Source organism: Empedobacter brevis NBRC 14943 = ATCC 43319 (assembly GCF_000382425.1).
In the GTDB taxonomy this organism is placed as follows: Bacteria; Bacteroidota; Bacteroidia; order Flavobacteriales; family Weeksellaceae; genus Empedobacter; species Empedobacter brevis.
The window spans coordinates 20364-46933 of sequence record NZ_KB908296.1; the positions used below are offsets into that span (position 1 = coordinate 20364).

The 26570-nt window shown below is 31.7% G+C and carries 24 protein-coding genes; 10 read left to right on the top strand and 14 right to left on the bottom strand.

Going from position 1 to position 26570, the window contains the following annotated elements:
* Genes H277_RS0110070 through H277_RS0110090 form a run of 5 tightly spaced genes read right to left on the bottom strand, consistent with a single transcriptional unit; the run spans position 1 to position 4894 of the window.
* The gene (locus H277_RS0110070; RefSeq protein ID WP_019975468.1) at positions 1-1011 is read right to left on the bottom strand and encodes a vWA domain-containing protein; all 1011 of its coding nucleotides are present in this window, start codon (positions 1009-1011) and stop codon (positions 1-3) included.
* Positions 1011-2027: a vWA domain-containing protein gene (locus H277_RS0110075; protein WP_019975469.1), complete on the bottom strand. Its 1017-nt coding sequence runs from the start codon at positions 2025-2027 to the stop codon at positions 1011-1013. Before H277_RS0110075 ends, H277_RS0110070 begins: the two co-directional genes overlap by 1 nt.
* A gap of 2 nt (positions 2028-2029) precedes the next feature.
* Positions 2030-2995, bottom strand: coding sequence for a BatD family protein (locus tag H277_RS0110080; RefSeq protein WP_019975470.1), 966 nt, complete (start codon positions 2993-2995; stop codon positions 2030-2032).
* The gene (locus tag H277_RS0110085; RefSeq protein WP_019975471.1) at positions 2995-3867 is read right to left on the bottom strand and encodes a DUF58 domain-containing protein; all 873 of its coding nucleotides are present in this window, start codon (positions 3865-3867) and stop codon (positions 2995-2997) included. Before H277_RS0110085 ends, H277_RS0110080 begins: the two co-directional genes overlap by 1 nt.
* Before the next feature lie 25 nt (positions 3868-3892).
* The gene (locus H277_RS0110090) at positions 3893-4894 is read right to left on the bottom strand and encodes an AAA family ATPase (RefSeq protein WP_033422666.1); all 1002 of its coding nucleotides are present in this window, start codon (positions 4892-4894) and stop codon (positions 3893-3895) included.
* A gap of 247 nt (positions 4895-5141) precedes the next feature.
* Between H277_RS0110090 and H277_RS0110095 the strand changes: the two genes are divergently transcribed.
* Both H277_RS0110095 and H277_RS0110100 read left to right on the top strand, forming a co-directional pair.
* Entirely contained in the window at positions 5142-5747 is a 606-nt protein-coding gene (locus H277_RS0110095) for a hypothetical protein (protein WP_019975473.1), read from the top strand.
* Between the two features lie 225 nt (positions 5748-5972).
* The gene (locus tag H277_RS0110100; protein WP_019975474.1) at positions 5973-6377 is read left to right on the top strand and encodes a hypothetical protein; all 405 of its coding nucleotides are present in this window, start codon (positions 5973-5975) and stop codon (positions 6375-6377) included.
* Between the two features lie 219 nt (positions 6378-6596).
* On the opposite strand, the gene H277_RS0110105 is transcribed toward H277_RS0110100, so the two are convergent.
* The 3 genes from H277_RS0110105 to H277_RS0110115 form a co-directional block, all read right to left on the bottom strand.
* Positions 6597-8366: a transporter permease gene (locus tag H277_RS0110105; protein WP_019975475.1), complete on the bottom strand. Its 1770-nt coding sequence runs from the start codon at positions 8364-8366 to the stop codon at positions 6597-6599.
* Positions 8367-8378: 12 nt separating this feature from the next.
* On the bottom strand, positions 8379-9530 hold the full coding sequence (locus H277_RS0110110) for an ABC transporter ATP-binding protein (protein WP_019975476.1): 1152 nt from the start codon (positions 9528-9530) through the stop codon (positions 8379-8381).
* A gap of 435 nt (positions 9531-9965) precedes the next feature.
* Positions 9966-11156, bottom strand: coding sequence for a phosphoglycerate kinase (locus tag H277_RS0110115; RefSeq protein ID WP_019975477.1), 1191 nt, complete (start codon positions 11154-11156; stop codon positions 9966-9968).
* 543 nt (positions 11157-11699) lie between these two features.
* Between H277_RS0110115 and rpiB the strand changes: the two genes are divergently transcribed.
* Entirely contained in the window at positions 11700-12140 is a 441-nt protein-coding gene (gene rpiB, locus H277_RS0110125; protein WP_019975479.1) for a ribose 5-phosphate isomerase B, read from the top strand.
* Between the two features lie 240 nt (positions 12141-12380).
* A complete protein-coding gene (gene asnA, locus H277_RS0110130; protein WP_019975480.1) occupies positions 12381-13385 on the top strand; it encodes an aspartate--ammonia ligase in 1005 nt (334 codons plus the stop codon).
* A gap of 133 nt (positions 13386-13518) precedes the next feature.
* Here asnA and H277_RS0110135 read toward each other — a convergent pair whose 3' ends face one another.
* Entirely contained in the window at positions 13519-14316 is a 798-nt protein-coding gene (locus tag H277_RS0110135; RefSeq protein WP_019975481.1) for a glycosyltransferase family 25 protein, read from the bottom strand.
* Between the two features lie 278 nt (positions 14317-14594).
* On the opposite strand from H277_RS0110135, the gene rnr reads away from it, so the two are divergent.
* A complete protein-coding gene (gene rnr / locus H277_RS0110140) occupies positions 14595-16754 on the top strand; it encodes a ribonuclease R (RefSeq protein ID WP_019975482.1) in 2160 nt (719 codons plus the stop codon).
* A gap of 41 nt (positions 16755-16795) precedes the next feature.
* The gene (locus H277_RS0110145; RefSeq protein WP_019975483.1) at positions 16796-17479 is read left to right on the top strand and encodes a LysE family translocator; all 684 of its coding nucleotides are present in this window, start codon (positions 16796-16798) and stop codon (positions 17477-17479) included.
* A 66-nt stretch (positions 17480-17545) separates the two neighbouring features.
* On the opposite strand, the gene H277_RS0110150 is transcribed toward H277_RS0110145, so the two are convergent.
* The 3 genes from H277_RS0110150 to H277_RS0110160 are packed head-to-tail and all read right to left on the bottom strand — an operon-like array spanning position 17546 to position 20845.
* Positions 17546-18550 carry a glycosyltransferase family 9 protein gene (locus H277_RS0110150; protein ID WP_019975484.1) on the bottom strand — a complete coding sequence of 335 codons (1005 nt, stop codon included), beginning with the start codon at positions 18548-18550 and terminating at the stop codon, positions 17546-17548.
* Positions 18531-20381, bottom strand: coding sequence for a monovalent cation:proton antiporter-2 (CPA2) family protein (locus H277_RS0110155; protein ID WP_019975485.1), 1851 nt, complete (start codon positions 20379-20381; stop codon positions 18531-18533). Before H277_RS0110155 ends, H277_RS0110150 begins: the two co-directional genes overlap by 20 nt.
* A gap of 35 nt (positions 20382-20416) precedes the next feature.
* On the bottom strand, positions 20417-20845 hold the full coding sequence (locus tag H277_RS0110160) for a SufE family protein (protein WP_019975486.1): 429 nt from the start codon (positions 20843-20845) through the stop codon (positions 20417-20419).
* Between the two features lie 111 nt (positions 20846-20956).
* Between H277_RS0110160 and H277_RS0110165 the strand changes: the two genes are divergently transcribed.
* The 4 genes from H277_RS0110165 (at position 20957) to H277_RS0110180 (ending at position 25245) form a co-directional block, all read left to right on the top strand.
* Complete coding sequence (locus H277_RS0110165) at positions 20957-21835, top strand: diacylglycerol/lipid kinase family protein (protein WP_019975487.1); 879 nt, start codon at positions 20957-20959, stop codon at positions 21833-21835.
* Between the two features lie 171 nt (positions 21836-22006).
* Positions 22007-22960: a 2-hydroxyacid dehydrogenase gene (locus tag H277_RS0110170; protein ID WP_019975488.1), complete on the top strand. Its 954-nt coding sequence runs from the start codon at positions 22007-22009 to the stop codon at positions 22958-22960.
* Between the two features lie 331 nt (positions 22961-23291).
* Positions 23292-24005 carry a pirin family protein gene (locus tag H277_RS0110175; protein WP_019975489.1) on the top strand — a complete coding sequence of 238 codons (714 nt, stop codon included), beginning with the start codon at positions 23292-23294 and terminating at the stop codon, positions 24003-24005.
* A 148-nt stretch (positions 24006-24153) separates the two neighbouring features.
* Positions 24154-25245, top strand: coding sequence for a DUF6694 family lipoprotein (locus tag H277_RS0110180; protein WP_019975490.1), 1092 nt, complete (start codon positions 24154-24156; stop codon positions 25243-25245).
* 67 nt (positions 25246-25312) lie between these two features.
* On the opposite strand, the gene H277_RS0110185 is transcribed toward H277_RS0110180, so the two are convergent.
* Both H277_RS0110185 and H277_RS0110190 read right to left on the bottom strand, forming a co-directional pair.
* Positions 25313-26014: a YiaD family glycine zipper/OmpA-like lipoprotein gene (locus tag H277_RS0110185; protein ID WP_026357530.1), complete on the bottom strand. Its 702-nt coding sequence runs from the start codon at positions 26012-26014 to the stop codon at positions 25313-25315.
* Positions 26015-26040: 26 nt separating this feature from the next.
* The gene (locus H277_RS0110190; protein ID WP_019975492.1) at positions 26041-26556 is read right to left on the bottom strand and encodes a hypothetical protein; all 516 of its coding nucleotides are present in this window, start codon (positions 26554-26556) and stop codon (positions 26041-26043) included.
* Between the last annotated feature and the right edge of the window lie 14 nt (positions 26557-26570).

Consider the following 26570-nt stretch of genomic DNA (forward strand, 5'->3'; position numbering starts at 1 on the left):
CTATTTCTTTTTGTTAAAAATCTTATATTCAGATGTTAATAATTCCACAAAAAGTAAACAAACCGCAACCGCTAAAAACCATTGATAAATGTGATTCATATCTCGTGTTGTAGAGCTTGCAATTTCATTTTTATCTAATCGTGCTTTATACATTGATAATGCAGATAATGCCTCTTGTGTATTTTCTAAATGAATATATGTTCCGTTTGTATCTTGTGCCAATTTACGAAGATTTTTATCTTCTAAATGAGTGATAACCGTAGAACCTGTTTCATCCTTTTTATAATCTTCTGCATAGCCATTATAATACATTGGAATAGGACCTCCTTTTTCCGTTCCAACTCCAATTGTAACGATATGTATTCCGTTATCTTTTGCTATTTTAGATGCTTGATTAACTGTATCTTCATTATCTTCTCCATCTGAAATTAAAACGATTAATTTACTGGTATTTGCTGACCCTTTAAATGTTTTGGCAGCTTCTTGAATCGCATTTAAATAATTTGTTCCTTGACTTGATATTAACTCTGTATTAACATTTTGCAAATAACTTTCGATCGCAGCATAATCATTTGTCAAAGGAGAAATTGTATAGGCATTTGCTGCAAAAGCAACTAAAGAAGCTCTATCTCCTCCTAATTGTCCAAGCGTTTCAGTAATTAATTTAGTTGCTTTTTCCAATCGAGAAGGAGCAACATCTTGTGCATTCATACTTGAAGAAAGGTCCAACAAGAAAACCATATCTATTCCTTCCCGTTTTACCTGTACATCCCGTTCCCCATAAAGTGGATCCATCAAAGCAATTACTATCAGAAATAACGCAACACAAAAAGCTATAATTTTAAACCCATAACGTTTTGAAGAAGTTATAGGAAAAACAAATGGAAATAATTCTTTGTCTGCAAAAGTATTCTTTACACGTTCTCGCCATTGAAATACGGTTATCGATAAAAAAATAACGATAAACAATAAAATCATCAACCAAATATTATGTAATTCTCCCCACTGCATCAGATTAATTCTTTAAAAACGGTTCTTCTTAAAATAGCTTCTAACACCAATATTATAAATGCCGGTAATAAGAAACGTGCAAACAATTCGGTATAATTATAATATTTGATTTCATTAATTTCAGTCTTTTCAAGTTTATCAATTTCCTGGTAAATATTTTTTAAACTTTCGTTATTGGTTGCACGGAAATATAAACCTCCTGTTTTATCTGCTACTTCCGTCAATAATTTTTCGTCAATTTGTACAGGACGCATCTCAAATACATAATCTCCCAACATATCGTATCCTACAGGCATAGGTGCCATTTTATTCGTTCCAATACCAATTGTATAGACCTTAATCCCTTTTTCTTTTGCAATATCAGCTGCTTGTCTTGGTGACACATACATCAAATCTCCTGAAGGATTTACACTTTCTACACCATCTGTTATCAAAATCACAACTTTCGATTTTGCTTTACTATTTTTGAGATGATTTACTGCTGTTGCTAAACCTATTCCAATCGCTGTTCCATCAGCTAAACTACCAGAATGCAACATTTCGATTTCTTGCGTCAATACATCGCGATCTGTTGTTAATGGAACTCTTGTCAATGCTTCACCAGAATATTCGACTAAACCTACACGATCCGTTTTACGTCCAAGCGCAAAATCTTTTGCAACATCTTTTAGCGCTGTTAAACGATCTGGTTTTAAATCGCGGGCTAACATACTCAACGATGTATCAACTGTCAACAAAATATCAACTCCTTCGTCTGATTTTACTTTCGTTGTGACATCTACATAACGCGGACGGGCTAAAGCAACAATACAAAGTGCCATTGCTATCATTCGCATCAAAAATAAAAGCGGTTTATACGTCGTTAACGAACTTTTAGCTCCGCCAAATGCTATTAACGATGGTAATTTTAAGGACGCTTTTTTCTGGCTTGTTTTACGAATTTCTCTAAAAATAAAGAAAGGTAAAGCAAGCAATAAGAGTAAGATCCAAGGATTTTGAAACTCAAAATTTAGCATTCCTAATTGTTATTAAACTGTTTATATTTTTCTCCTGTCACATGATCTTTTTGCAAATCTTCGTTCTCAGGAATTTCTAATGGTTTTACACGTTCTATAAATTCTTCCATCCAATTACGGTGTAAACTAGTTGTAGAATCATCAAATTGTTGCTTTGCGAATTTCACCAAATCTGCATCAAACAAAAACTGCTTAAACTTCTGTACATCTTCCGGTAAAATGTCTTGTTTTGTTGCCGTATATTTCACCAAGTCATCAGACAAAATCTCCAACGCCGAAAAGTGATACACTCTTCCTAAATATCGTCTGATTATAAAAGATAATTGTGTATAATATTCTTTTTGTTCTCCCCGTTTCAAATATTTTTTCGCATCCAAAGCCTTTAAACTTGCTTTCGCTTCATCATAAGGTGTTTTATAACTTTCTTTCGTTGAAAGTTTAGATTTTGCCCGAATATATAACACGACCAAAACAATACCGATGATAAATAAAATCAATGCGAGAATTCCGTACAACCAATACTTGTTCCAATAATCACGCATTGAATATTGTTCTTCCATTACAGGTTTTATCGGAAATATTGCATTCTTTGTCGTATCAACCGCAATGTCCTGAATTTCTATTTCAAGCTGTTTTGTGGTTAAGTCTTTTCCATTTTTTTGGATGATAAAAGCCGGTATATGAAATTTTCCGGCATCATATCCGGTCAATTCTAACTGTTGTACAATTTCAGATTTCCCATCCGTTTTTACCGTATCTAATCGATGATTTAAAACTTCGATATGATAATTCAAAGAATCTGAAATTGTCGGAAAAACAATTTTATCTCCTTCTTTGTACTTTACTTTGACCTCATATTTTATTGGTTCGCCAATTTTTATTGTTGTACGATCCAGTTTCGGTACAATTTCTTGCGCAAAAGAAAATTTAAGGATAAAAAAACTTCCTAAAAGCAATAAATTCTTCATTAGGCTTTATGACTTTTAAAGTAGTTTAACAATGGTCGCACATAATCTTCGTCAGTACGAATACTTAATGCACCTGAATTATTTTTTTTGAATATCGATTGATAACGTTGATCCAAGTCGTAGTAGTATCGTGCATATTGTTGACGTAATTTTTTTGATGATGTATCAATCAAACGGATTTCTCCTGTTTCATTATCTTGTACATGAACTAATCCGATATCAGGGAAAGATTGCTCTTTTTCATCATAGACTCTAATTGCAGTTACATCATGTTTTTTGGCTACAATTCGCAACACTTTTTCGTAATCAGAAGAATCAATAAAATCGGATAGAATAAACACATTTGATTTTCGTCGAGCTAAGTTCATAAACGTTTCCAAAGTGGCTGCTAAATCTGTTTTTTTACTTTTCGGTTCATATGAAACAATTTCCCGCACCATTCGTAAAACATGTTGTTTTCCTTTTTTTGGTGGAATAAATTTTTCGATTTGATCTGAATATAAAATCAATCCTACTTTATCGTTATAAGTTGTTGCTGAAAAGGCTAAAGTAGCGCTCAATTCAGCAATTGTTTCCATTTTTATTTGTTTTCGGGTTCCAAAGTTTTCAGAATTGGAAACATCAACCAATAGATACATGGTTAATTCCCGCTCTTCTTCAAAAACTTTTACATAAGGTTCGTTGTATCTTGCCGTTTTGTTCCAATCAATATTCCGAACGTCATCACCATATTGATAAGGACGAATTTCACTAAAAATCATACCTCTTCCTTTGAATGAACTTTGGTATTCACCCATGAAAAGGTTGCTTGCTTTGCGCTTGCTTTTTAGCTCAATACGCTTTACACGTTTGATGATCTCTTTTGCATCCAAAGTTTAAATGATTTTAAATAATAATTTAAGGAACCGGAACAACGTTCAGAATATTATCAATAATTTCTTCCGGAGAAACATTTTCTGCTTCTGCTTCATAGCTAATTCCGATACGATGACGCAATACATCTTTTGCCATTGCGCGCACATCATCCGGAATAACATAAGCTCGTTTACGCAGAAATGCGTACACCTTAGAAGCTTGAGCCAAGTTGATTGATCCACGAGGTGAAGATCCGAACGAAATCATCGGAACTAATTTTTCTAATCCAACTTTTTCAGGAAAACGAGTTGCAAAAATGATATCTAAAATATATTTCTCAATTTTTTCATCCATGTAAACCTGTTTCACCATTTCGCGTGCGTCCAACAATTCCTGAATAGAAATTACTTTCTCAATTTTTGGAAATGTTTGATTGATTGAATTTCTTAAAATTAATCGTTCTGCTTCAAATTCAGGGTATGTAATAACCGTTTTTATCATAAAACGGTCAACTTGTGCTTCCGGAAGCGGATATGTTCCTTCTTGTTCTACCGGATTTTGAGTAGCCAGTACCAAGAAAGGTTTTTGCAAAGGATAAGTTTCATCTCCAATTGTTACCTGACGTTCCTGCATTGCTTCTAATAAAGCTGACTGTACTTTAGCAGGCGAACGATTGATTTCATCGGCCAGTACAAAGTTGGCGAAAATTGGTCCCTTTTTTATACTAAAATCGTTTTCTTTTACATTATAAATTAATGTTCCGACAACATCTGCAGGTAATAAATCTGGTGTAAACTGAATACGAGAAAAAGAACCATCTACAGCCTCGGATAATGTTTTGATTGCTAAAGTTTTTGCTAATCCAGGAACACCTTCCAATAAAACGTGTCCATTTCCAAGTAATCCGATTAAAAGACTTTCAATCATTTTTTCTTGTCCGATAATCGTTTTATTAATTTCTGATATTAACCTCGCAATGCTTTCGCTTTTAGTTTCTATTTGTTGGTTTAATTGTTGTATATCCAAAATTCCGTTGAAATTAATGTTTGTATAATTGATTCAAATTTCCTCTAAAATTAACAATTCCAATTCATTTAGAAATTAAAACTTTCATACAATATTGTTAAACTTTGTTAAGACAAATGTAGGCTAGAAAACGTTTTACAAATTATTTTTTATGAAATTATGAAGACTCATAAATTGTTTCTACTCTGTTCCAATTTCTAATTTTATTAAAATAGAAAGATACTAATAACCTTCGAATTCCGTTATCTTCAAAATTAAATAATATATGAAAAATTCTTTACTTATTTTATTTCTTGCCATTGGCTCAACCATTTTTGCTCAAAAGGCCGAAGTAAAATTAGGCTCTCCCAAAATTTTGAAAGGACAAACAGAAGTTCGTGTCATTTTTGATTATTCAGCTTTAACACTGACTTCTGATAGTATATCGGAAGATGAATATATCAGAAATCGTATCGTAAAAATGAATGAGAAAACCCCTGGAAACGGAACCGTTTGGAAAGAGAAATGGATTGGTGCAAAAGAGTATATCTGGGAACCAAAATTTATGGAGTTATTAAGTAAATACGCTACTAAAAATTCTAAAATTTTATTTTCTGAAAATGCTACCGAAGCTCCTTATACGATGATTGTAAAAGTTGATTGGTTATATGCGGGTTGGGATGCAGGAATTATGAAACAACCAGCTAAAGTGAGTACAACTATTTCTATCATTGATTCGAATAATATGGATGATAAAAAATTCATTATAAAATACAAAGATGCTCCAGGAAATCAGTTTGGGAATAATTTTAGTGATGAATCCAGATTAGGAGAAGGCTTTGCTAAAACAGCCAAAACTTTTTCTAAATTTTTAGAAAAAGAATTAAAATAATAACGTCTAAAAAGACATTCATTAATCCATTCATCATTCGAGTGGATTTTTTTATTTTAATTATTATTTTTTTCTTAAAAAAATTAGCAAACTAATTCATTCACCGATACTTCAATTAGCTTTACCTCAATATTTTTGAAGATTCTTTTTTGTGTTGCAACTTTACTTTACCAAAATGAAAAGAATAGAATTCTATTCATTCGTTGTAAACAAAACATAAAGTATATGAAAAAAGTATTTTTATTAGCAAGCATGGTTATGGTAATCACCGTTTCCGCTCAACAAAGGGCTCAAAATCAAAAAAGTGATGAAAGAAAAGAGCAAAGGCAACGACCATCTGTAGATGACCAATTAAAAAAATTTGATGCATACCAGTTGACTTCTGAACAAAAGAAAAATCTAAAATCATTGATAGAAAGTAGAGATGCTGAAATCAAAAAATCTTTTGAAAGAGGTGAAAGACCAAAAAGGAATATGAATGATTTTGATGCAAAACTGGAAAAGATTTTAGACAAGGATCAGTACAAACAATACCAACAAAATCGCGAAGAGCGCATGAAATCGAAAAATTTCAGTATGCGCAAAAAAGGTGGTTTTAAAGATGGTAAACAATCAAAAAAACAAGTATAAATCAGTCGTAAAATCCTATTCACCGACAAAATTTATCAGTTCACCTTTATTTATTGAATAAGTAAAAAATTAAGCTCATTTTTACTTTGAGTTTTAAAATTATAGTATAGCACAAGCTATATTATTCATAAGTAAGTTTTTTTTAAAAATAGTTTTTAAAATTCATTTTCATTCAATTATCAAGTGAAAAGCGAGCTTATTCAGCTCGCTTTTCTATTTTTATTCTTCCGGCATAGCCTGCCATTTTTTGTACAAATTGATAATGAAATAAAAACTTATCACGTAGAGAATTGGATTAATTAAAAGATAGATTTCAGAAAACTTCTGTAGCATTTGTAATTCCGCATTATTTTCTCTCAATTCATACCTACTTCCTGTATGCGCTATTTGCAAAATATCTGTACGAATATCCGTGTAAAAGCTAAGCATCATAATTCCTATAAAAATATTTGTTGCGACAAACCAATTGAGCGTAACACCTGTTATGATTTTATATTTTTTTGTTCGTAATCCATAACTCATCACGAAAATAAAAATGAGGTAAAAGAAAAGTAAAATGAGATAAGGTGAATAGCGTGTATAACCAATAACAGCATCAATTGATATCCCAAAAACACTTCCTAAAATCGCTAAGATCCCTGCTCCTATTAATGAAATTAACCATACTTTGAATGAGCTAAATCTGAATGTAATAATTAAAACTGTAACAATTAATGCCGTTAATAAATAGTATTGAATATAGTCAAACCAAGTTGAATTATACTTGGCAAATTCTATATTTTCATAGACCTGATTTAAACTACTTTGATTAATATAATCTTGAATCTTAGATTTTTTATGAACGCCATTCGTTTCATAACTCACCAACTCCGAACTGTTCAATTTATAATCAATAAAATAATAAGGATAAACCGGAAGATAGTCGATCCATTTTTTATGCTTAAACTGATACCCAATTTCATTTTTCTTCAATAAACCTGTGTATTGATCTAATAAATTTTCAATGATTTTTCGATCATTTTTTTTCAATAAAGCCATCCATTGTTCATCATAAAATTTATGATTCAAGGTATCATCTTTCGGATTTTCAAAAGAAAGTGAACTATAATTATACAAACTTGCTAAATTATAATAAACTTCAGGTTGTCCTGAAGCGACAGTTGAAGCAGAATCTGCTGCATAATAAGCGGCTTCTTCCGCAGACATCGCTGCAGCATATGAAGGTTCTACATAAGAATTATTGTACAAAGAAATATCTTGATCGTTCACTTTATTTAAAGGAGAATAAGAATCTTGAAAATTAATTCTATTGTAACTTTTTCTTTCAGGAAAATGTTTCGCAAGCAACGTTTCAAATTCCGGATTTCTAAAATAGGGTTCTAAAAATGGAGCATAGCTATTTTTCGGATTTTCGTTTAAATAAGCTTTCTTATTTGCTTTGTACAACTCTTTTGTTTCTTTTACTGAAACCAAAGAATCAAAAACCTGAACAGGTAAATTTCTCGAATAATTGTTATACCCTAAATTACTTTGTAACGTAAAACCTTGTGTGCGGTTGATAATATCTATATCTTTTAGATATTGTTCTTCGCTCATATAATTTGAAACCCTGTTTTTTAATCCTATTTTAAATGAATTAGGGACATAAAACATTAAAAAGAGAATAAAAAAAACTGCTAAAAATTCTTTGAATAAATAATTTCGAGAAGTTGGATAATTTGATTTGAACCGATTATTTTTGATGTAAAAATAAATCCAAATCACCAGAATTATTACGCCTATTAACACATAGTAAACAGCAGTTCCGGTATTGTAAAAAACTTCGAAGAGGTTACTTTCTACCAACTGGGATTTTTTATTGAAAAACAAAAAACCATTTACAAGTGCGATAAGATTAAACACTAAAACGGTCAATAAAATCCAAATAAATTTCAGATTCCAAATTAGTGGATATTTTGTAATTAAAGTTTGATTAATTTTTTTGAACATAGTGAGTTGGTTTTAATTTACAAAAAATCGACGGCTTGATTTTGAAATATCTCGAATGTATTTCACTTGCAGCAAAGATTTACCTATTTCAGCAAGAATCGTATTCATCGATATTTCGGAGTCGAAATAGGCGATATACGAACCTCCGTTAAACTTGATTTGTTTAATTTCTAAATTGGATAAAGCTGTTAATAACTCTTCTTTTGAGTTTGCAACATCAATTTCAACAATTGTAAATTCGTCTTCAGTTTCTTCCTTATTTCCTTGTAACTTAAGCTTTCCTTGTTCTAAAAAGAGAACTTCTGTTGAGACCTTTTCTACTTCATACAATTGTTGAGAACTCAAAATAACTCCAAATGGATTCCGAATAGATTGTGACAAATATTTCAAATCTTCGAGAATAATTTGTTGGGCCAAAATATCCAGATTTGCCAAAGGTTCATCTAACAGCAATACTTTTGGTCGGCGTAATAATGTTCGCGCCAATTCGAAACGCATTTTATATCCGGAAGACAATTGTCTCCATTGCAAATCTTTGTATGGCCAAAGTCCTAAACGCGCCAGCATGACATGCGCCAACAAGCTATTTTCTTCATTTTGAATACTGTAACATGTTAAAGTAAATTGAAGATTTTCTAATAAAGATCCATATAAAACTTCGATACGTTGCGGAACATAAACCAATTTGGTTTTCAATTCGTAACTAAATGGTTTTGCATTCGAAAAATGGTACTTAATTTCTCCAGCAGTTGCTTTCAATTCGCCACAAATTAATCGCAACAACGTTGTTTTACCATTTCCGTTCTCTCCAACTAAACCTACAACTTCTCTCGATTTCAAATCAAAAGTGATGGGATGAAGTTTAAAGTTTCGACGATGATATGCTTTCTCAACATTGCTGGTTGATATCAGAACTTCCTCTTTTTGAAAGGATGGAGGCGTAACTTGTTTTAGTTTTTCAACAAGTTTTAACGCTTCTGAAGTTTTATATTCGTTGGTAGATTTTTCATTGTAATAGTTGTCTGAATATGAAATAATCTCTTTGTAAAAAGATTTTTCTCCCAAATCCAAGACACAATCAATTAATCTTCGATAACCTAAATCGAGATCGTTGTATTGCAAATGATTTTCTACTTCGTTTAATCGTTGGTTAAATTCATTCATAAACTAAGAATTAGTTGATATACGAATATAACAAACCTTTTCGTCATATAAAATCGCTAATTGCAGTGAAATTTTAATTTCAACAATTTTTAATAAACTATCTTAATTATTTTTTAATTTATTTATTCTCAAGTTTTTACTATTCACAATTTCAGATAATTTATACAAAACTTATACTCTAAATTAGTCATATTCACAAAATTTAATAAATGCTATTGATAACTTTTTAATTCACTTTAAAACAAGCTTTTACTATTCACATTTTTAAATTAAATGAAAATTTTTTATCCATTATCAACATTCTTTTTATAACGCTGTTGATTACAAGTTAATTCATTCATTTGAAATAATATAGTATTAACAATTTAGAATTAAACATTAAAAAAGTCGAGCAAAAGCCCGACTCAAATTTTATCTTGAAAAATACTTGTTTTCTTATTTCAGAATTGCAGCAACTCCAGGTAATTCTCTGCCTTCAAGAGACTCTAACATTGCTCCACCTCCTGTAGACACATAACTTACTTTGTCATCGTATGCAAATTGTTTTACAAAAGCGACAGAATCTCCACCTCCAACTAAAGAAAATGCACCATTCGCTGTAGCTTCTGCAATTGCATCGCCTAAAGCTATTGTTCCTTTTGAAAAATTTGACATTTCAAAAACTCCCAATGGGCCATTCCACAAAATCGTTTTTGAATGGTTAATAACATCAGCAAAAATTTTAGACGATTCTACACCTACGTCCATTCCCATCCAGCCATCCGGAATCTGATCTGAAGGAACAGTTTGAGTATTGGCTTCATTACTAAAATTATCTGCGATTACATTATCAACCGGTAAATAAACGTTGACGTTATGTTTTTTACATTCCGCTAAAATTTCTTTCGCTAAATCTAATTTATCATCTTCCACTAACGAATTTCCAATTTTTCCTCCATTTGCTTTTACAAAAGTATAGGTCATTCCACCACCAATGATCAAGTTATCAATAACTGGTAAAATGTTGTTGATAATGGTAATTTTTGAAGAGACTTTAGCTCCTCCAAGTACTGCTGTTACAGGTTTTTCACCATCAGCTAACACTTTGTTGATAGCTGTTAACTCTTGTTCCATTAACAATCCAAAACATTTGTTTTCTGCAAAAAAATCTGCAATAATTGCCGTAGAAGCATGTGCGCGGTGTGCCGTTCCAAATGCATCATTCACATAAATATCTCCGAATTCAGATAATGCTCTAGCAAAATCTTTATCACCAGCTTCTTCTTCACTATGGAAACGAACATTTTCCAATAATAAAACCTGGCCTGGTTTTAGATTACTTACTTTTAGTTTCGCGTCTTCGCCAATTACATCATTTGCAACAATCACATCAACGCCAAGAATTTCAGAAACTTTTGATGCAATATGCTTTAATGAATATTTATCATTGAATTCTCCTTTAGGACGTCCCAAATGACTCATTAAAACAACCGCTCCACCATCTTTCAATACTTTATCTATTGTTGGTTTTGCAGCTCTAATTCGTGTATCATCAGTAACATTTAAATTTTCGTCTTGCGGAACATTGAAGTCAACACGAATTAATGCTTTTTTATTTTCGAAATTGTAGTCGTTGATTGTTTTCATAGTTTGTTTTTGAAATTTTGAATTACACAAAAGTAATCAAAGTTTCATTTTCGAGCTCAAAATGGATCAACACAATTTTCAACTATTAACAATTCATAATAATTAGAATAGATGAATAAATTTTTAAATTTTAAAAAAAGAAAAAAATGTTACTATTATTAGCACTGTTAATATGTGGATAACTAAACTGAGATAAATTTTATTTAATAGCAATTAACAAGCTATTATTTGTAATTTTGTTTTGTAATGAAAGAGTTAGATATCCTATCAACAATTTATGATTTTAGTTGATAAACAACTTTTGTTAAAAAGAAGTTTTGTGAAAACTATTCATAACGGTGTGAAAATCTTTTGTGCCAAAATGAAAACTTTTACTTGACTTGTATTGATTTATTTCTAATTGAAATTTGTCATCAGATTTCCAAATTTTAGACTCGAAAAGTTATTAGTTTTATTCAATCATCTTTTAACAACTTGTTACTTTTACTTAACATTTGATTTACAATTATTTAAACAAAAACAACAAAAACACCTGTTAATTAAATGAAAATTGCAATCGGAGCGGACCATGCTGGGTTCGATTATAAGGAGAAATTAGTACCCTTTTTAACAAGTCAAGGGTTTGAGGTTGAGGATTTTGGAACGTTCTCAACAGAAAGTGTTGATTACCCTGATTTTGCACATCCAACTGCACAAGCTGTTGAAGATGGAAAAGCGGATTTCGGAATTTTAATTTGTGGTAGTGCACAAGGCGTAACAATGACAGCGAATAAACACCAAGGAATTCGAGCTGCTTTATGTTGGATGACTGATATTGCGCGTTTGTCGAGACAACATAACAATGCAAATGTATTGACTTTACCTGCACGATTTATTGCATATGAATATGCAGAAGAAATTGTGACTACTTTTTTAGCTACAGAATTTGAAGGTGGTCGCCATCAAGGACGTGTAGATAAAATTGCTTGTTCTTACAACGGCTAATAGGATATAAATATGTAGAGTTTCATCTGTCAATTCTTATAAATTGACAGATTTTTTTGTTTAAAAATTAAATTTTATTTTTGTTTTTATTTTAAATAGTTAACTAAAAATGATATTTTTTGTTTAAAATTAAATTTATTTTAAATCAATTTAAGTAAATATAAAACTTTAATTTTTTGCTTGTTCTACTTTTACATCCAGAAATTAATTATAGCTAATTATTATTAAAGATTAAAAGAAATGAGCAGAGCATTATTACTTAGAGAGCAAGCAATATCTTTCGTAAAAGAAGAATTCTCTAAAGGATTACAGAAAGAATTAAATATTATTCCTGTTTCAGGACCACTAGTTGTTTTAGATGGAACTGGAATTAATGATGATTTGAATAGTATTGAAAGACCAGTACAATTTCCGATTAAATCTTTGAATGATAAAAATGCTGTTGTTGTACATTCTTTGGCAAAATGGAAACGTATTCGTCTGAAAGAATTGGAAATAGAACCTGGAGAAGGAATTATTACAGATATGCGTGCCTTGCGTCCGGACGAAGATTATTCGCCTATTCATTCTATTTATGTGGATCAGTGGGATTGGGAAAAAGTAATTGTACCACAAGATCGTGAGCTAGATTATCTTTTTGAAACGGTGAAATCTATTTATGAAGTGATTAAGCAAACAGAAATAAATGTAGAAGCTAAATACCCTCAGCTAAAAGCAGTTTTACCAAAAGATATTACATTTATTTCTTCAGAAGATTTGTTACAGAAATACCCAACATATTCATCTAAAGAAAGAGAGAATGCCATTTGTAAAGAATTTGGAGCTGTTTTCGTATACGGAATTGGCGGTGAGTTGAGTAATGGAGAATTTCACGATGCTCGTGCTGCTGATTATGATGATTGGAGTACCATAAATAGTGCAGGTTTTAAAGGTTTGAACGGAGATATTTTAGTTTGGAATCCTGTTTTGGAATCAGCATTTGAATTATCTTCTATGGGAATTCGTGTGGATAAAAAAGCTTTGTTAAAACAATTGGAATTGAGAGATTCAACAGATCGTAAAAACTTACTTTTCCATTCGATGTTATTAGATGATCAATTAACCGAATCGATAGGAGGAGGAATCGGACAATCTCGTATGTGTATGTTTATGTTAAAATCGAAACATATAGGAGAAGTCCAGGCAAGTATTTGGGATAGAAAAGTAAAAGAAAAATTGAAAGAAGAAAGTATTGAATTACTATAATTTTAAAAAAGCAGTTTCATTATTTTGAAGCTGCTTTTTATTTTGATTATATCAAATAAACAATGTTTATAACTGTTGATATTTGATGTTAATTTATTGTAATAAAATATTTTAATGGAATTAAAATTGTTAATTAAGAGATTCGTTCATTTTTCTTTGCAATAAAACTATCATAGAATTTTTTTAAACCGTGATGATTCATTAAATAGAAATATTTCGGAAACACACGATTCAATTCATAACGAATTTGTCTTAATAGTTTAGCCTTTTTTAATTGTCTGTCTATTTGAATTTGAGTTTCGACCGGTGCCGGTTGTACAAGAGACGGAAGAAGGTTATATATTCTCAAATCAAATTCCCAAGCATGCTGTAAATCGCAATCGATTGGGCGTTGAATTGTAGGAAGCGGTTTTTTTATCTTTGTTAAAAATTTTTCTGCTGCTTTTCTTGTCCAAATGGCAGCAATTGTTGTAATTGGAATACTTGTTCCACACGCCGCAATAATATGTTTTTCGTCTACATTCGCTATTTTTATATGTTTTCTTTTTCCGTTAAATAATTTTAAAACATCCCATTGATCTTTTGTTGGAAGTCTATCATATATAGAAAGTGAATGTTCTACGGCAGATTTAAAATCGTCAGCTAAGATCGCATCATCTTCTATAATGACAGCAAACTCATTGTCAGAATTTAAAAATATTTCTAATGTTTTGACATGACTCAAATAACAACCAATTTCACCAGGAACTAAATCTCGGTCGTATTTATTATTTACTTTATATGAAGAAGGGTTGAGCGTTTTAGCATCTATAGCAGAAATCCTTTCATAAGAAATTTCACATTTATTGAACTCATTCTCCATTAATTTTAACCGTTCATCAGCACGATCCAGGTTAATCAAATAAGTTTGATACAAAGGTTTAGTTTTCATTCTATTCATTATCACCGCAAAAATAGTTTTTTTGGCTCAATTTTCGCAATAAATCAAAACATTACAAGTAATCTTATCCTTTGCATAACATAGAATTGGCTGTAAATTGTTATTTTAGATAAAGGATATGTTACCTTTGCAGTGGTTATGTTGTTTATTAACATCTTATCAATAATTATTAAAAATATATTGATAATCAATTAATTAAGGTGTTTATTTATTAACTATTTTATAATAAATCTCAAAATTTAAAAAAGAGATTTGACACAAAAAAAATTATGCCAAGAAGAAATTTTAAAAATACAAGGGCGAAAAAAGACAAAAACATAACAAAGTTTACGAAGTCTATCATCGAAATTTTATTTCAAAACCCCAATAAACCTTTAAATTATAAACAAATTGCTTCAGCACTTAAACTGACAAATAGAATTGATACTGAATTATTAGTAAAAAATCTGAATGTTTTATTAGCTGACAAAAAGATTTCCGAAGTAGAAAGAGGAAAGTATAAAATCAATGCGACCAACGATTATATGGTAGGAATTGCAGATTTGACTTCTTCGGGGAGCGCTTACATCATGATCGATGGTTTAGAACAGGATGTTTTTGTTCAAAAGGGAAAAACACGAAATGCGTTGATGGGTGATACTGTACGTGTTTATATTTACCCAAGAAAACATGCGAAGCAATCAAAAACAGAAGGGGAAATTGTAGAAGTTATTGAACGTAATAAAACAGAGTTTACAGGAATTTTCGAATTAGGAAAGAATGGAAATTTTGGTTTTGTTACGATGCAAAATGGAAACCATGATTTTTTTATTCCTAAAGAACGTATGAATGGAGCACAACCCGGAGAAAAAGTTGTTGTTCGATTAACAAATTGGCCAGAAGGCTCTAATTCACCATTTGGAGAAATTACAGAAGTTTTAGGAAGTCCTGACGATACAGATGTTGAAATTCATGCTATTTTATTGGAATACGATTTACCGGAGAAATTTCCGGATGAAGTAGAAGAAGAGGCAAATCAATTGGATACTTCGATTGATGAAAACGAAGTTGCACGACGTAGAGATATGCGAAATGTAACAACATTTACAATTGACCCAAAAGATGCAAAAGACTTTGACGATGCATTATCAATCAGAAAATTGGAAAACGGGAACTGGGAAATTGGAGTACATATAGCCGATGTTACACATTATGTTCGCCCAGGTTCGTTAATTGAACAAGAGGCTTATAAGAGAGCAACATCTGTTTATTTGGTGGATAGAGTGGTGCCAATGTTACCGGAGATTTTATCGAATGTTGCATGTTCTTTACGTCCAAATGAAGATAAATACACTTTCTCAGGTGTATTTGAAATGGATGATAATGCAAAAATTGTTAAAACGTGGTTTGGACGCACAGTAACACATTCGGATAGACGTTTTACCTACGAAGAAGCACAAGAAATTATAGAAGGAAAAGATGGAGATTTTAAGGATGAAATCTTGACATTAGATCGTTTAGCAAAAACAATGCGTCAAAAACGTATGAAATACGGAGCAGTTAATTTTGATAAAGTGGAAGTGAAATTTGATTTGGATCAAAAGCATAATCCGCAAGGAATTTTCTTCAAAATTTCAAAAGATTCGAATAAGCTGATTGAAGAATTTATGTTGTTGTGTAACCGTAAAGTTTCTGAATTTATCAGTTTAGATAAACATGGAAAAGAAAATAGCAATACGTATATTTACCGTGTTCACGACGATCCAAATCCAGATAAATTATTAGACTTAAAGAATTTTATCCGTCAGTTTGGATATGAATTAGAAATTGGAGACCGTAAAACGACTATTCAATCGATGAACAAATTGTTAGCAGATGTAAAAGGGAAACCGGAAGAAAATATGGTTGAAACTTTGGCAATGCGAACAATGGCTAAAGCAAAATATACGACAGAAAATATCGGACATTATGGGTTAGCATTTGATTATTATACACATTTTACATCGCCAATTCGTCGTTATCCTGATATGATGGCACACCGTCTGTTACAAGATTATTTAAATGGTAAAAAATCTCCCATAGCAGCTGTTTATGAAGATAAAACAAAGCATTGTTCTTCTCGTGAGAAAATTGCAGCAGAAGCAGAGAGAGAATCAATTAAATATATGCAGGTAAAATACATGGAACAATTTGTTGGAGAAACATTTGATGCTTTTATTACCGGTGTTCAGGATTATGGAATTTTTGTTGAAATTCCGGAAACGCGTTGTGAAGGATTGATTCGTTCTCGTGCAATGAAAGCAGATCATTTTGTTTTTGACGAAAAAAATCATGCTTTAGTAGGGAAACGTACACGTGTTAAATATCAATTGGGAAGCCCCGTTAGAATCAAAGTTTTAAATGCCGATTTGATCAAGAAGCAATTAGATTTTGAATTGGTTGATGCTTAAATTTCATAATTTAAACTTATCTTGCAGACCTTAATTAAGTTATGGAAATAATATTTTCGGCCATACTAATAGGTTTTTTGTTAAGTACAATTCTTATCGGACCTGTATTTTTCTTACTTATAGAAACTAGTTTACGTAGAAGTTGGAAAACAGCTGTAGTGCTAGATTTAGGAGTAATAGCTGCAGATATTCTATGTATTGCCGCTGCCTATTACGGGAGTAAGGATTTTACAGATTATGTCACCAGCCATCCGAAGTTCTACCGTATTTACATCATTGCCGGCTTCTTTGTTTTGATTTATGGAATTTTTATGTATTTCTCTAAACCAAAATTACATATAGAAAGCGAAGCGGGATTTGTGAGCAACAATTACATGAGAACTTTTATCAATGGGTTTATCATGAATTTATTGAATATAGGTGTCATTGTTTTTTGGTTTGTCATTGTTTCTTCAATTATGATTCAATACCCAAAAGGAAGTGATTTTATGCTTTATATAGGTGTTGTATTAACAACTTATTTTGTGATTGATTTGTTTAAAATTTTCTTAGCCGGAAAGCTTCAAAAACGATTCACAGATCAAAAAGTATTTATGGTTCGAAAAGGAGTAGGAATCTGTCTGTTAATATTTGGATTAATAATTATTCTTAAAGGTTTCGGATTCTTTAAAGAGATTGATCAAAAGATTGAAAGTCAACTTATAAATCAAGAACATACACATTAAAATAAAAACCTCCCATCAATTATTGAGGGGAGGTTTTTTTATGTAAATGATTTTCAAAAACCTTTATTATTTTTTTAATCGTTGGATGATTTGTTGGTAAACATATTCTGCACTAAGATTCTGGAAATAATCATAATTTTCAAACTCTTTCGGATCTTTTCCAAAAATAGAAGTTGGTCGACATTTCATGGTTTCATCCAGGATAACATCTTCCATAGCTTGTCCATAACCTAAAAATCCGGCATAAGGATGTGTTCCGCCCCAAATAGAAATTGTACGCGTTCCCATTAACGAAGCCAAATGCATATTGGCACTATCCATTGAAATCATTGTTTCCAGTTTCGCAATAGCATGTAATTCTTCTTCAAAAGAAATTGTTCCTGCTAAAGATGTAATATTGGAATGAAAATTTTCCCACGTTTTTAATTCTTCGACTTCTTTTTTTCCACCCCCGAACAAATATACTTTGTAGCCATTTTCGGCTAATTTTGTGGCCACAATTTTCATCTTTTCAATAGGATACATCTTACTTGTAAATGCTGCAAAAGGAGCAATTCCGACAGATTGATGTTCTTTGTTTGCTTTTGGGCGTATTTCATGTTTTAAATGAACGGTAAACCCAAGTTTTCGTAAAACATCAGCATAACGCTCTGTTGTTAATTTGAGTTGTTTAAAAACACGATTTTGTTGATGAACGAGTGCTTTTTTTTCCGCTCTACCTTTGTCTAAAGTAGCTGTTTTCGTTCCATTTAATTGAAAGAAAGTTGTGATAACTTTAGATCGAATAACGTTATGAAAATCAGCCACATAATCAAAATGATATGATTTCAATTCTTTGTATAATTTGAACAGTCCAAAAAAACCTTTATAGTTTTTGTTCAAATCAACAGGAATAAATTTTATTTGTGGAAACTGTTTAAAAATACTTTCCATAAAAGGACGCGAAGCAACATAAACTTCTGCAGTTGGATGTTGTTCAATGAATTCTTGTAAAACAGGTGCAATCATTGTGACATCACCTAATGCAGAAAAACGCAGAACCAATATTTTCTTATGAGTCGTTTTCTCCATGATTTCTATTGTTCATTTCTTTTGCAACCATTTTCATTTGTTTTTCAAACTCTTGTTTTGAAGCTTCAAAATACTGGTCAGAATTTTCGGCATGTTTGGCAATTTTACGCAGCGATTTTCGGTCACTTTTTATAAAAATCTCTCCAATTTTAGAGGCCTCTTCGTACGAAAATCCATATTTTAACAGAATCTGTCTTCCAACATAAACCGATGAGAAAAAGTTCTCCCGGTAAACTTCATTCAATCCTTCTTTCAAATAATTATAGGCGTAGCTACGATTTTTTGCACGTACAATAATTTCTAAGTTTGGAAAATTTTTGCGGACAATATGGACTAATTTCTGATTGATTTCCGGTGGATCTAATGCCGCCACAAAATATTTTGCATGTTCTGCTCCGGCAGATTTTAATAAATTAATATTTGTAGCATCACCATAGAAAACATTAAATCCTTGTTTGCGCATTTTTTCAACGCGCTCGCTATCATTATCCAATACAATAGATTTTATTCCGGTACTTTTTAATACACGGCTAATTGTATTTCCAAAATCTCCAAAACCAGCAATAATAATTTCACCATCGGCAGAATTCGGATTTATTTTATCATTTTGAATAATGGTTTTAACTTTCGTTTTTACACCAAAATATTTTAAAATTAATTTTTCATTTAATACCAAAAGTAGAGGAGTGATGACCATTGTAATTGCTGTTGTCGCTAACATTAAATCGTACCATTCTTTGTTTAGAATACCCAGGTTTCGTGTTAAGGATAAGATGACAAAAGCAAATTCTCCGATTTGGGATAAAAGCAAGATAAACAACCATTTTTGGTCAAAATCGAATTTATGCTTAATTCCTATGATCCATAAAACCACTGACTTTATTAACATAATTCCGAATGTTAATCCAAGAATCATCAATGGTTTTTCGGCAATTAATTTAAAGTTTATGGTAGATCCCACCGCAATAAAGAATATTCCCAATAATAGAGATTTAAAAGGTTCTATATCGCTTTCTAATTGATGTTTGTATTCGTTATTTGCTAACACAACACCTGCAATAAAAGCACCTAATGCGGGTGAAATTCCAACTTTTAGCATCAAGATTGAAACTCCAATAACTAATAATAAAGCGGATGCTGTGTAAATTTCACGAACCTGTAATTGTCCAACATATTTAAAATATGGTGTAATAATGTACCTCCCGATAATGTAAATAAACGTAATGGCTCCAACAATAACCAATGTTTTCATAAATGCCGGCCCACCTACTAATAAGCTTTTAGAATCATCTCCTATGGATTGTATTAACGAATCTCCGACCAATAAAGGAATAATTGCTAAAATTGGAATAACCATGATATCCTGAAACAATAAAACAGAGAAAGTAGATTTCCCAATGTTTGTTTTTGTAAGTCCTTTTTCGTTCAGTGTCTGCATAATAATTGCAGTTGAAGACATGGTTATTGCAAACGCGATTGAAACAGCCAAAGAAAAATTCATTTTCAAAGCAAATACCCCGACTAAAGTAGTAATCAAAATAGTACCTAAAACTTGCATTCCTCCCAGATTGATGATTTTGTTTTTCATCTTCCAGAATTCTTTTGGGTCAAGTTCTAATCCGACAAGAAAAAGCATCATTACAACGCCAAATTCTGTCGCATGCATAATATCTGTTCCGTCTTTTCCAACAAATTCGAAAACGTATGGTCCTATTAAAACTCCTGCTATTAAGTATCCTAAAACAGAGCCCATTCCAAGTTTTTTTGAAATCGGAACACAGATTACAGCAGAAAATAGAAATACAAATGCTTGGCCTAAAAAGTCGTTCATGTATGTTTGTGGTTGAGTCTAGATTATACTTTTATCTATTGGTTATTTTGTTTCGATTGAAATGCAATTGCATAAAATTTGAATTGTTTTATCATGGCCAATAATCCATTTGCCCGTGTAGGAGATAGAAATTCTGATAAGCCGATTTCATTAATAAAATCTGTATCAGATGCTAAAATATCTTTTGGCGTTTGATGGTTGTACATTCTAACCAATAGAGCAGCAATTCCTTTTGGTAAAATAGCATTCGAATCAGCGCTGAATTCAATTGTTTCTCCATTTAATTCTGCATCTAACCAGACAGAAGATTGACAACCTTTAATAATTTTATCGTCCGTTTTAGCATCTTCAGGTAAAGTCTTTAAACTTTTTCCTAGTTCGATTAAATATTCGTATCGTTGTTCCCAATCGTCAAAAAATGAGAATTCGTCGACTATTTCGTTTTGAATTTCTTTAATTTTCATAAGACAAAGTTAGAAAGTTTTTGATAGTTATTCCTTAAAAAAAGAGGTTAAATAGCTAGATTCTTTTAGATTTCCTATTTTTGTAGTTCGATAAAATCCAATTCCCAAAAAATGAAGTACACTTTCATTGTCAATCCTAATTCCGGAAATGCAAAACATGATATTTCACTCGATTTTTTAAAATCAAAATTTGATTCATCTGACGAAATTGTGCTGAAAGAAACAGCCTATCAATTTCATGCAAAAGAATTGGTGAAAGAAGCTGTGGCCGAAAAATCGGATGTCATTGTGGCTTGTGGTGGCGATGGTACAATCAATGAAGTTGCAAGTGCTTTAGTGAAAACAAATATTCCTCTTGGCATAATTCCTGCCGGTTCAGGGAATGGTTTAGCGATGAATCTTGCTATTCCGAAAGATATGAACAAAGCCATTGACATTATTAGAAAACATGCTGTTCATTCCATAGACGTTGGTCGGGTAGAGGATAAATACTTTTTTAGTAACCTTGGTTTTGGGATTGATGCTGAAGTCATCAAAACCTATGAAGAAAACCAGAAACGTACGATTACGGGATATATGGATGCTTCGGTGAAAACATTGTTGAACTATAAATCAAAACTGTTTCGACTTTATATAGATAATGTTATTATCGAGAAAAATTTTTATTATTTATTCTGCTCTAATTCTAATATTGCCGGTTATGGAATCTCTTTTACACCAAAAGCTGATCTATCTGACGGAGAACTCGATTTGTTGATGATAGAAGATTTGGATGTTTTTGAGCAGTTTTATTTTTCAGTTTTAGTACTAGCTAAAAAGATTGATTTGCTAGATAAAGCACAATATCGGAAAGTAAAAAAGTTTAAAATAGAAAGTTTGGATTCTAAACCAATTTCATATCAACTTGATGGCGAGATTCATAAGACAAATTCACTTCAAGTAAAAGTTAAGGTGTTACCACATGCTTTAAAAATTATTTACAACAGTTAGTTTTTTCTTCACAACTCTTCTTTTTTATTACTAATTAACAATATTACTATTTGTAATTCAATGAATTAAAATATTATTAACCTAGTTATAAACGTTTTGTTTATAACCATTTTTCTTTTCAATTTATATTAATTTACTTGCATTCGTTGTAGATTTGATGAAACTTTTAGAATGAAAACATCTCATAAAATTTTGGCTTTAGATTCTAACCATGAATGTTTAAATAATGGACTTCGAGAAGCAGGATTTATAGTTGATGAAGATTATACTTCACCAAAAGAAGTCATTGAAGAAAAAATTAGTAGCTATGATGGTTTAATTGTAAGGAGTAGGTTTCCAATAGATAGAGATTTTTTATCAAAAGCAACCAATTTAAAATTTATCGGTAGAGTAGGGGCAGGCTTAGAAAATATTGACGAAGATTATGCTGCTGAGCGCAATATTGTTTTGTTTAATTCTCCGGAAGGGAATCGTGATGCTGTCGGTGAGCATGCGATTGGGATGTTGCTGATGCTGATGCATCATTTGCGAAGAGCAGATAATGAAGTTCGAAATGGGATATGGAAACGAGAAGAAAATCGTGGTGATGAGCTGAAAGGAAAAACTGTCGGAATTATTGGTTATGGGAATATGGGCAATGCTTTTGCAAAACGTTTACAAGGTTTTGAGGTGAATGTGATATGCTATGATATTTTATCCGATAAAGGCAATGCTTTTGCAAAGCAAGTGACTTTAGAGGAGTTTTTTGAACAGGCTCAAGTTGTTAGTTTGCATACCCCTCAGACTTTGCAGACGATGAAAATGGTGAATTCCGAATTTATTTCTCGTTTTAAAAACCCTTTTTATTTGGTGAATACAGCGAGAGGAAAATCGGTTGTAACAAAAGATTTGGTCGCAGCACTGAAGTCCGGAAAAGTTTTAGGAGCAGCTTTGGATGTATTAGAATTTGAGAAATCGAGCTTTGAACGTTTAGTTGCTTCAGATTTGCCAGAAGAATTCCAATATTTGATAGAAGCAGAAAATGTTGTTTTAGCTCCTCATATTGCCGGGTGGACACATCAGAGTAAAGTGAAGTTGGCTGAATTTATCCGTGATAAAATTATAGAGTGGAAGAAGATGAAGTAAAAAAATAAACTAAAAAGGTTCCGAAATTTCGGAACCTTTTTCATTTTGTAAGCTTTTTATAAACCTTATACAAAATGACTGCTACTATAATTACCAAGACGATTTGAAATAAAATCCAAAGTATCACATTAAATGTAGATTCGCCTGAAATAGATAGCATATATATGTCTCATGTGTTAACTGAAAGCTAAAATATAAAATATTTTTAACATTTAATTAATAAATTTAAAAAAACTGAATTTTATTTTTATTCTGTTTGTAATTGAATAACTTATCACATATCAATTTATAAGAAGGATACCAACCTTAAATTTGTATAAAATTAATTACGATGAATTACCAAATATTTAAATCTGAATCGAGAGGAGGTGCTAACCACGGATGGTTAAATACTCGTCATTCATATAGTTTTGCTAATTATTATGATCCTTCACGTATTCACTTTGGTGCTTTGCGTGTTGTAAATGATGATATTATTACGGGAGGAATGGGATTTGGAAAACATCCTCATGATAATATGGAAATTATTACTATACCAACAAAAGGAGGAATTACACATAAAGATTCAATGGGAACAGGTTCTATTATCGAGTCTGGGGATATTCAAGTGATGAGTGCAGGAACAGGAGTTTTTCATAGTGAAATGAACGCTTATGAAAATCAGGAAGGACATTTTTTTCAAATTTGGATTATTCCAAACAAACAGAATGTTGAGCCACGTTATCAGCAAATTTCTATTCGTGATGTTGCAAAAACGAATGAATTGTACCAGATTCTTTCTCCTCATGTAGAGGATCAAGGTGTTTGGATACATCAGGATGCATGGATTTTCTTGGGTAATTACACAGAAGAAAAAACAGAAATGTACAACGTACAAAAAGAAGGCAATGGTATTTTCTTTATGGTTGTAGAAGGGGAAGTAGAGTTTGATGGAAATAAGTTAGAAAGAAGAGATGTTATTGAGATAACAGATACGAGCGATTTTTCGTTCAATGTATCAGAAGGAACTCAATTGATGTTGATTGAAGTTCCAATGAATATATAGATTTTTTCATATTTTAGTTGTTTTATAGAGAAAGCAGTCTTCATTCGTGTGGTCTGCTTTTTTTGTATAAAAAAACATTTTCAATACAAGTATTTAGTATATTTACTGTTTATAAAAAAATTATTAAAAACGTCTTAACCGATACAATATGAAACGTTTATTAATCATTGCATCTTTTGCATTAATGATTATCAGTTGCAAAAATGATAACATCGAAATAGATTCAACTTCTCAACAAACTTTTAGTGAGACGGTTGATAAAATTTCGAAGGCCTTACCTGTTTTGCAACAAGATAAGTTTAAGGAGGCTTTACAAATTATTTTTGAGTATAATACAAGTCAAACAATGGACAACGAGTCTCGTTGGGCTACTGTTCGTACATTGTTAGATGGCAAAACGGTTGATGAAGTTTTTGATATCGCAGAAAAAGTTGCTTTGCAAAATAAATTTACTTGGAATAGAAATCAAGTGCCTTTAGTAAACGGAATTCCAAAACCCGGAACGACAGAGATTGTAGAAACGCCAGTTGAACCAACTTCTAACGTTCAGCGCTTTGATTTTAGTTTAAAGCAGGATGATTCCGGAATTTCTATTTCACCATTTTTCTATAATGCGCAGGGAACGGAAATTCAATTGGAACAAGCTGTAACAGCAACAATAGAAATTTTCAATTCTGGAAATATTGTGTATACGTTTCGTTCAACAATAGATCCTAATTCTTTGGATGATTTGTATCGAAAGAATGCAATTCACATTAAATATGCTTCATTAGACGCTTCTAAAATAAAGAATGATCGTTTGGATATTTTAGTTCGTATACCGAATTCAGACCGTTATTTGACGAATCGTAAAGCAATAAAAGTTCCTTTGGATTTAGTTGGAGCGACACCTGTTGTTGATTCTGCTGCAGTGGACAACGTTCCTATACAGGTGAGTAAAGAAGCAGGAATGGTAAAGTCTTTATCCAATCGTTTTATGACAAATTTGTCAAAGAAAAATTATTCGGGAGCTTTTGCTTTAACAAGGAGTGGAGAATGGTCTACTTTTCAGAAATTTTCTTCTGATGATGCAATCAAGAATCTGGAGCAAGCGACGATTAATGATGCAAAAGTGTTAGATGCTGATGAAAAAGTTGCTTTGGTTGAGGTTCATGCTAATTTGAAAGATCAATCTACTAAAACATACCAAGTCACGTTGGAAAAAATTAATAATAAATGGTTTGTGGTTAATTTTAAATAAATTTCAAAACCTGTAGAAACAAAAAAAAGCGTTCAATTAGAACGCTTTTTTTATTTTATATCTGATTTTATTTTTGACCAGCTTCTTTTTCTGCATCAGCTTTCATTTTAGCATTTGCAGTAATTGCAATTTCTACACGACGGTTTTGAGCGCGTCCTTCAGCAGTTGTATTGTCAGCAATAGGCTCTTCTAATCCTTTTCCTTTCGATGTTAAACGAGAAGAAGAAATTCCTTTCGATACCAAATAATCTTTTACAGATTGTGCACGTTTTTGAGATAAAGGTAAGTTATAAGCTTGTGAACCTACATTATCTGTGTGTCCTACGATTAATAAATCAGTATCCGGGTATTCGTTGAAAACTTCTACTAATTTATCTAGATTGGTTTTAGCAACAGAAGTTAAAGAAGCTTTGTTGTATTCAAAAGTAACTCTAGAGTTTTCATCTAAAATTAAGTTAATTCCTTCTTCAGTTCTTACGACTTCAGCACCTGGTAAAACTTGTTCAATTTTTTGAGCTTGTTTATCCATTTTGTTTCCAATAACACCTCCGGCAGCACCACCAACAGCAGCACCAATAACAGCACCTAAAGCAGTATTACCACCTTTTCCTAGATTGTTTCCTAAGATTCCTCCGATAACACTTCCGGCAACAACTCCAATTCCGGCACCTTTTTGTGTATTGTTTGCATTTTGTACTGCTGTACAAGAAGACATTATAAATGACCCACCTAATACAATAGCAGCGATTTTAGTATTTATTCTTTTCATAATTTCTAAGTTTTTTAATTGTTTGATTAACGTTGGAAGTTATAAATTACTTGAGCAATTTTTCCATTTGCATTGATGTCTTGCACCAATCTCATCGAATTTGCATCAACATAATCTACACGCATTTTATATCCTGCAGTATTTTGTTTTGCTTTGATTCCTGTTACATCTTTAAAAATAAAATATGTTGTAGAACCATCCTGCTCTAAGTTCCAAATTATATCTGCAGTTCCTTGCGGACAATCTGCACCTGCATTATTAAATGTATACGTTCCTTTTTTGTTGTTTTGCACCAAGTTCCAAGCAGAACCTTCATAGCATTCCGGATTTGCTGTGTCAAAAACTCTTGAAACAGCATCTGTAACTTTTACGTTACCTTGAACTTCGTTTGTTGTTAACCCTGCATAATCTACATTGGTTAAAGTCCATGCTCCTCTCACTTCTTTACCTGTTTGTATTTCTTGTTTTGCAACAGTTGTAGAAGCACAAGAAGTTAAAAATGCTGAAGCGCATATTCCAAATAATAAAATACTTTTTTTCATAGCTATTTATTTAT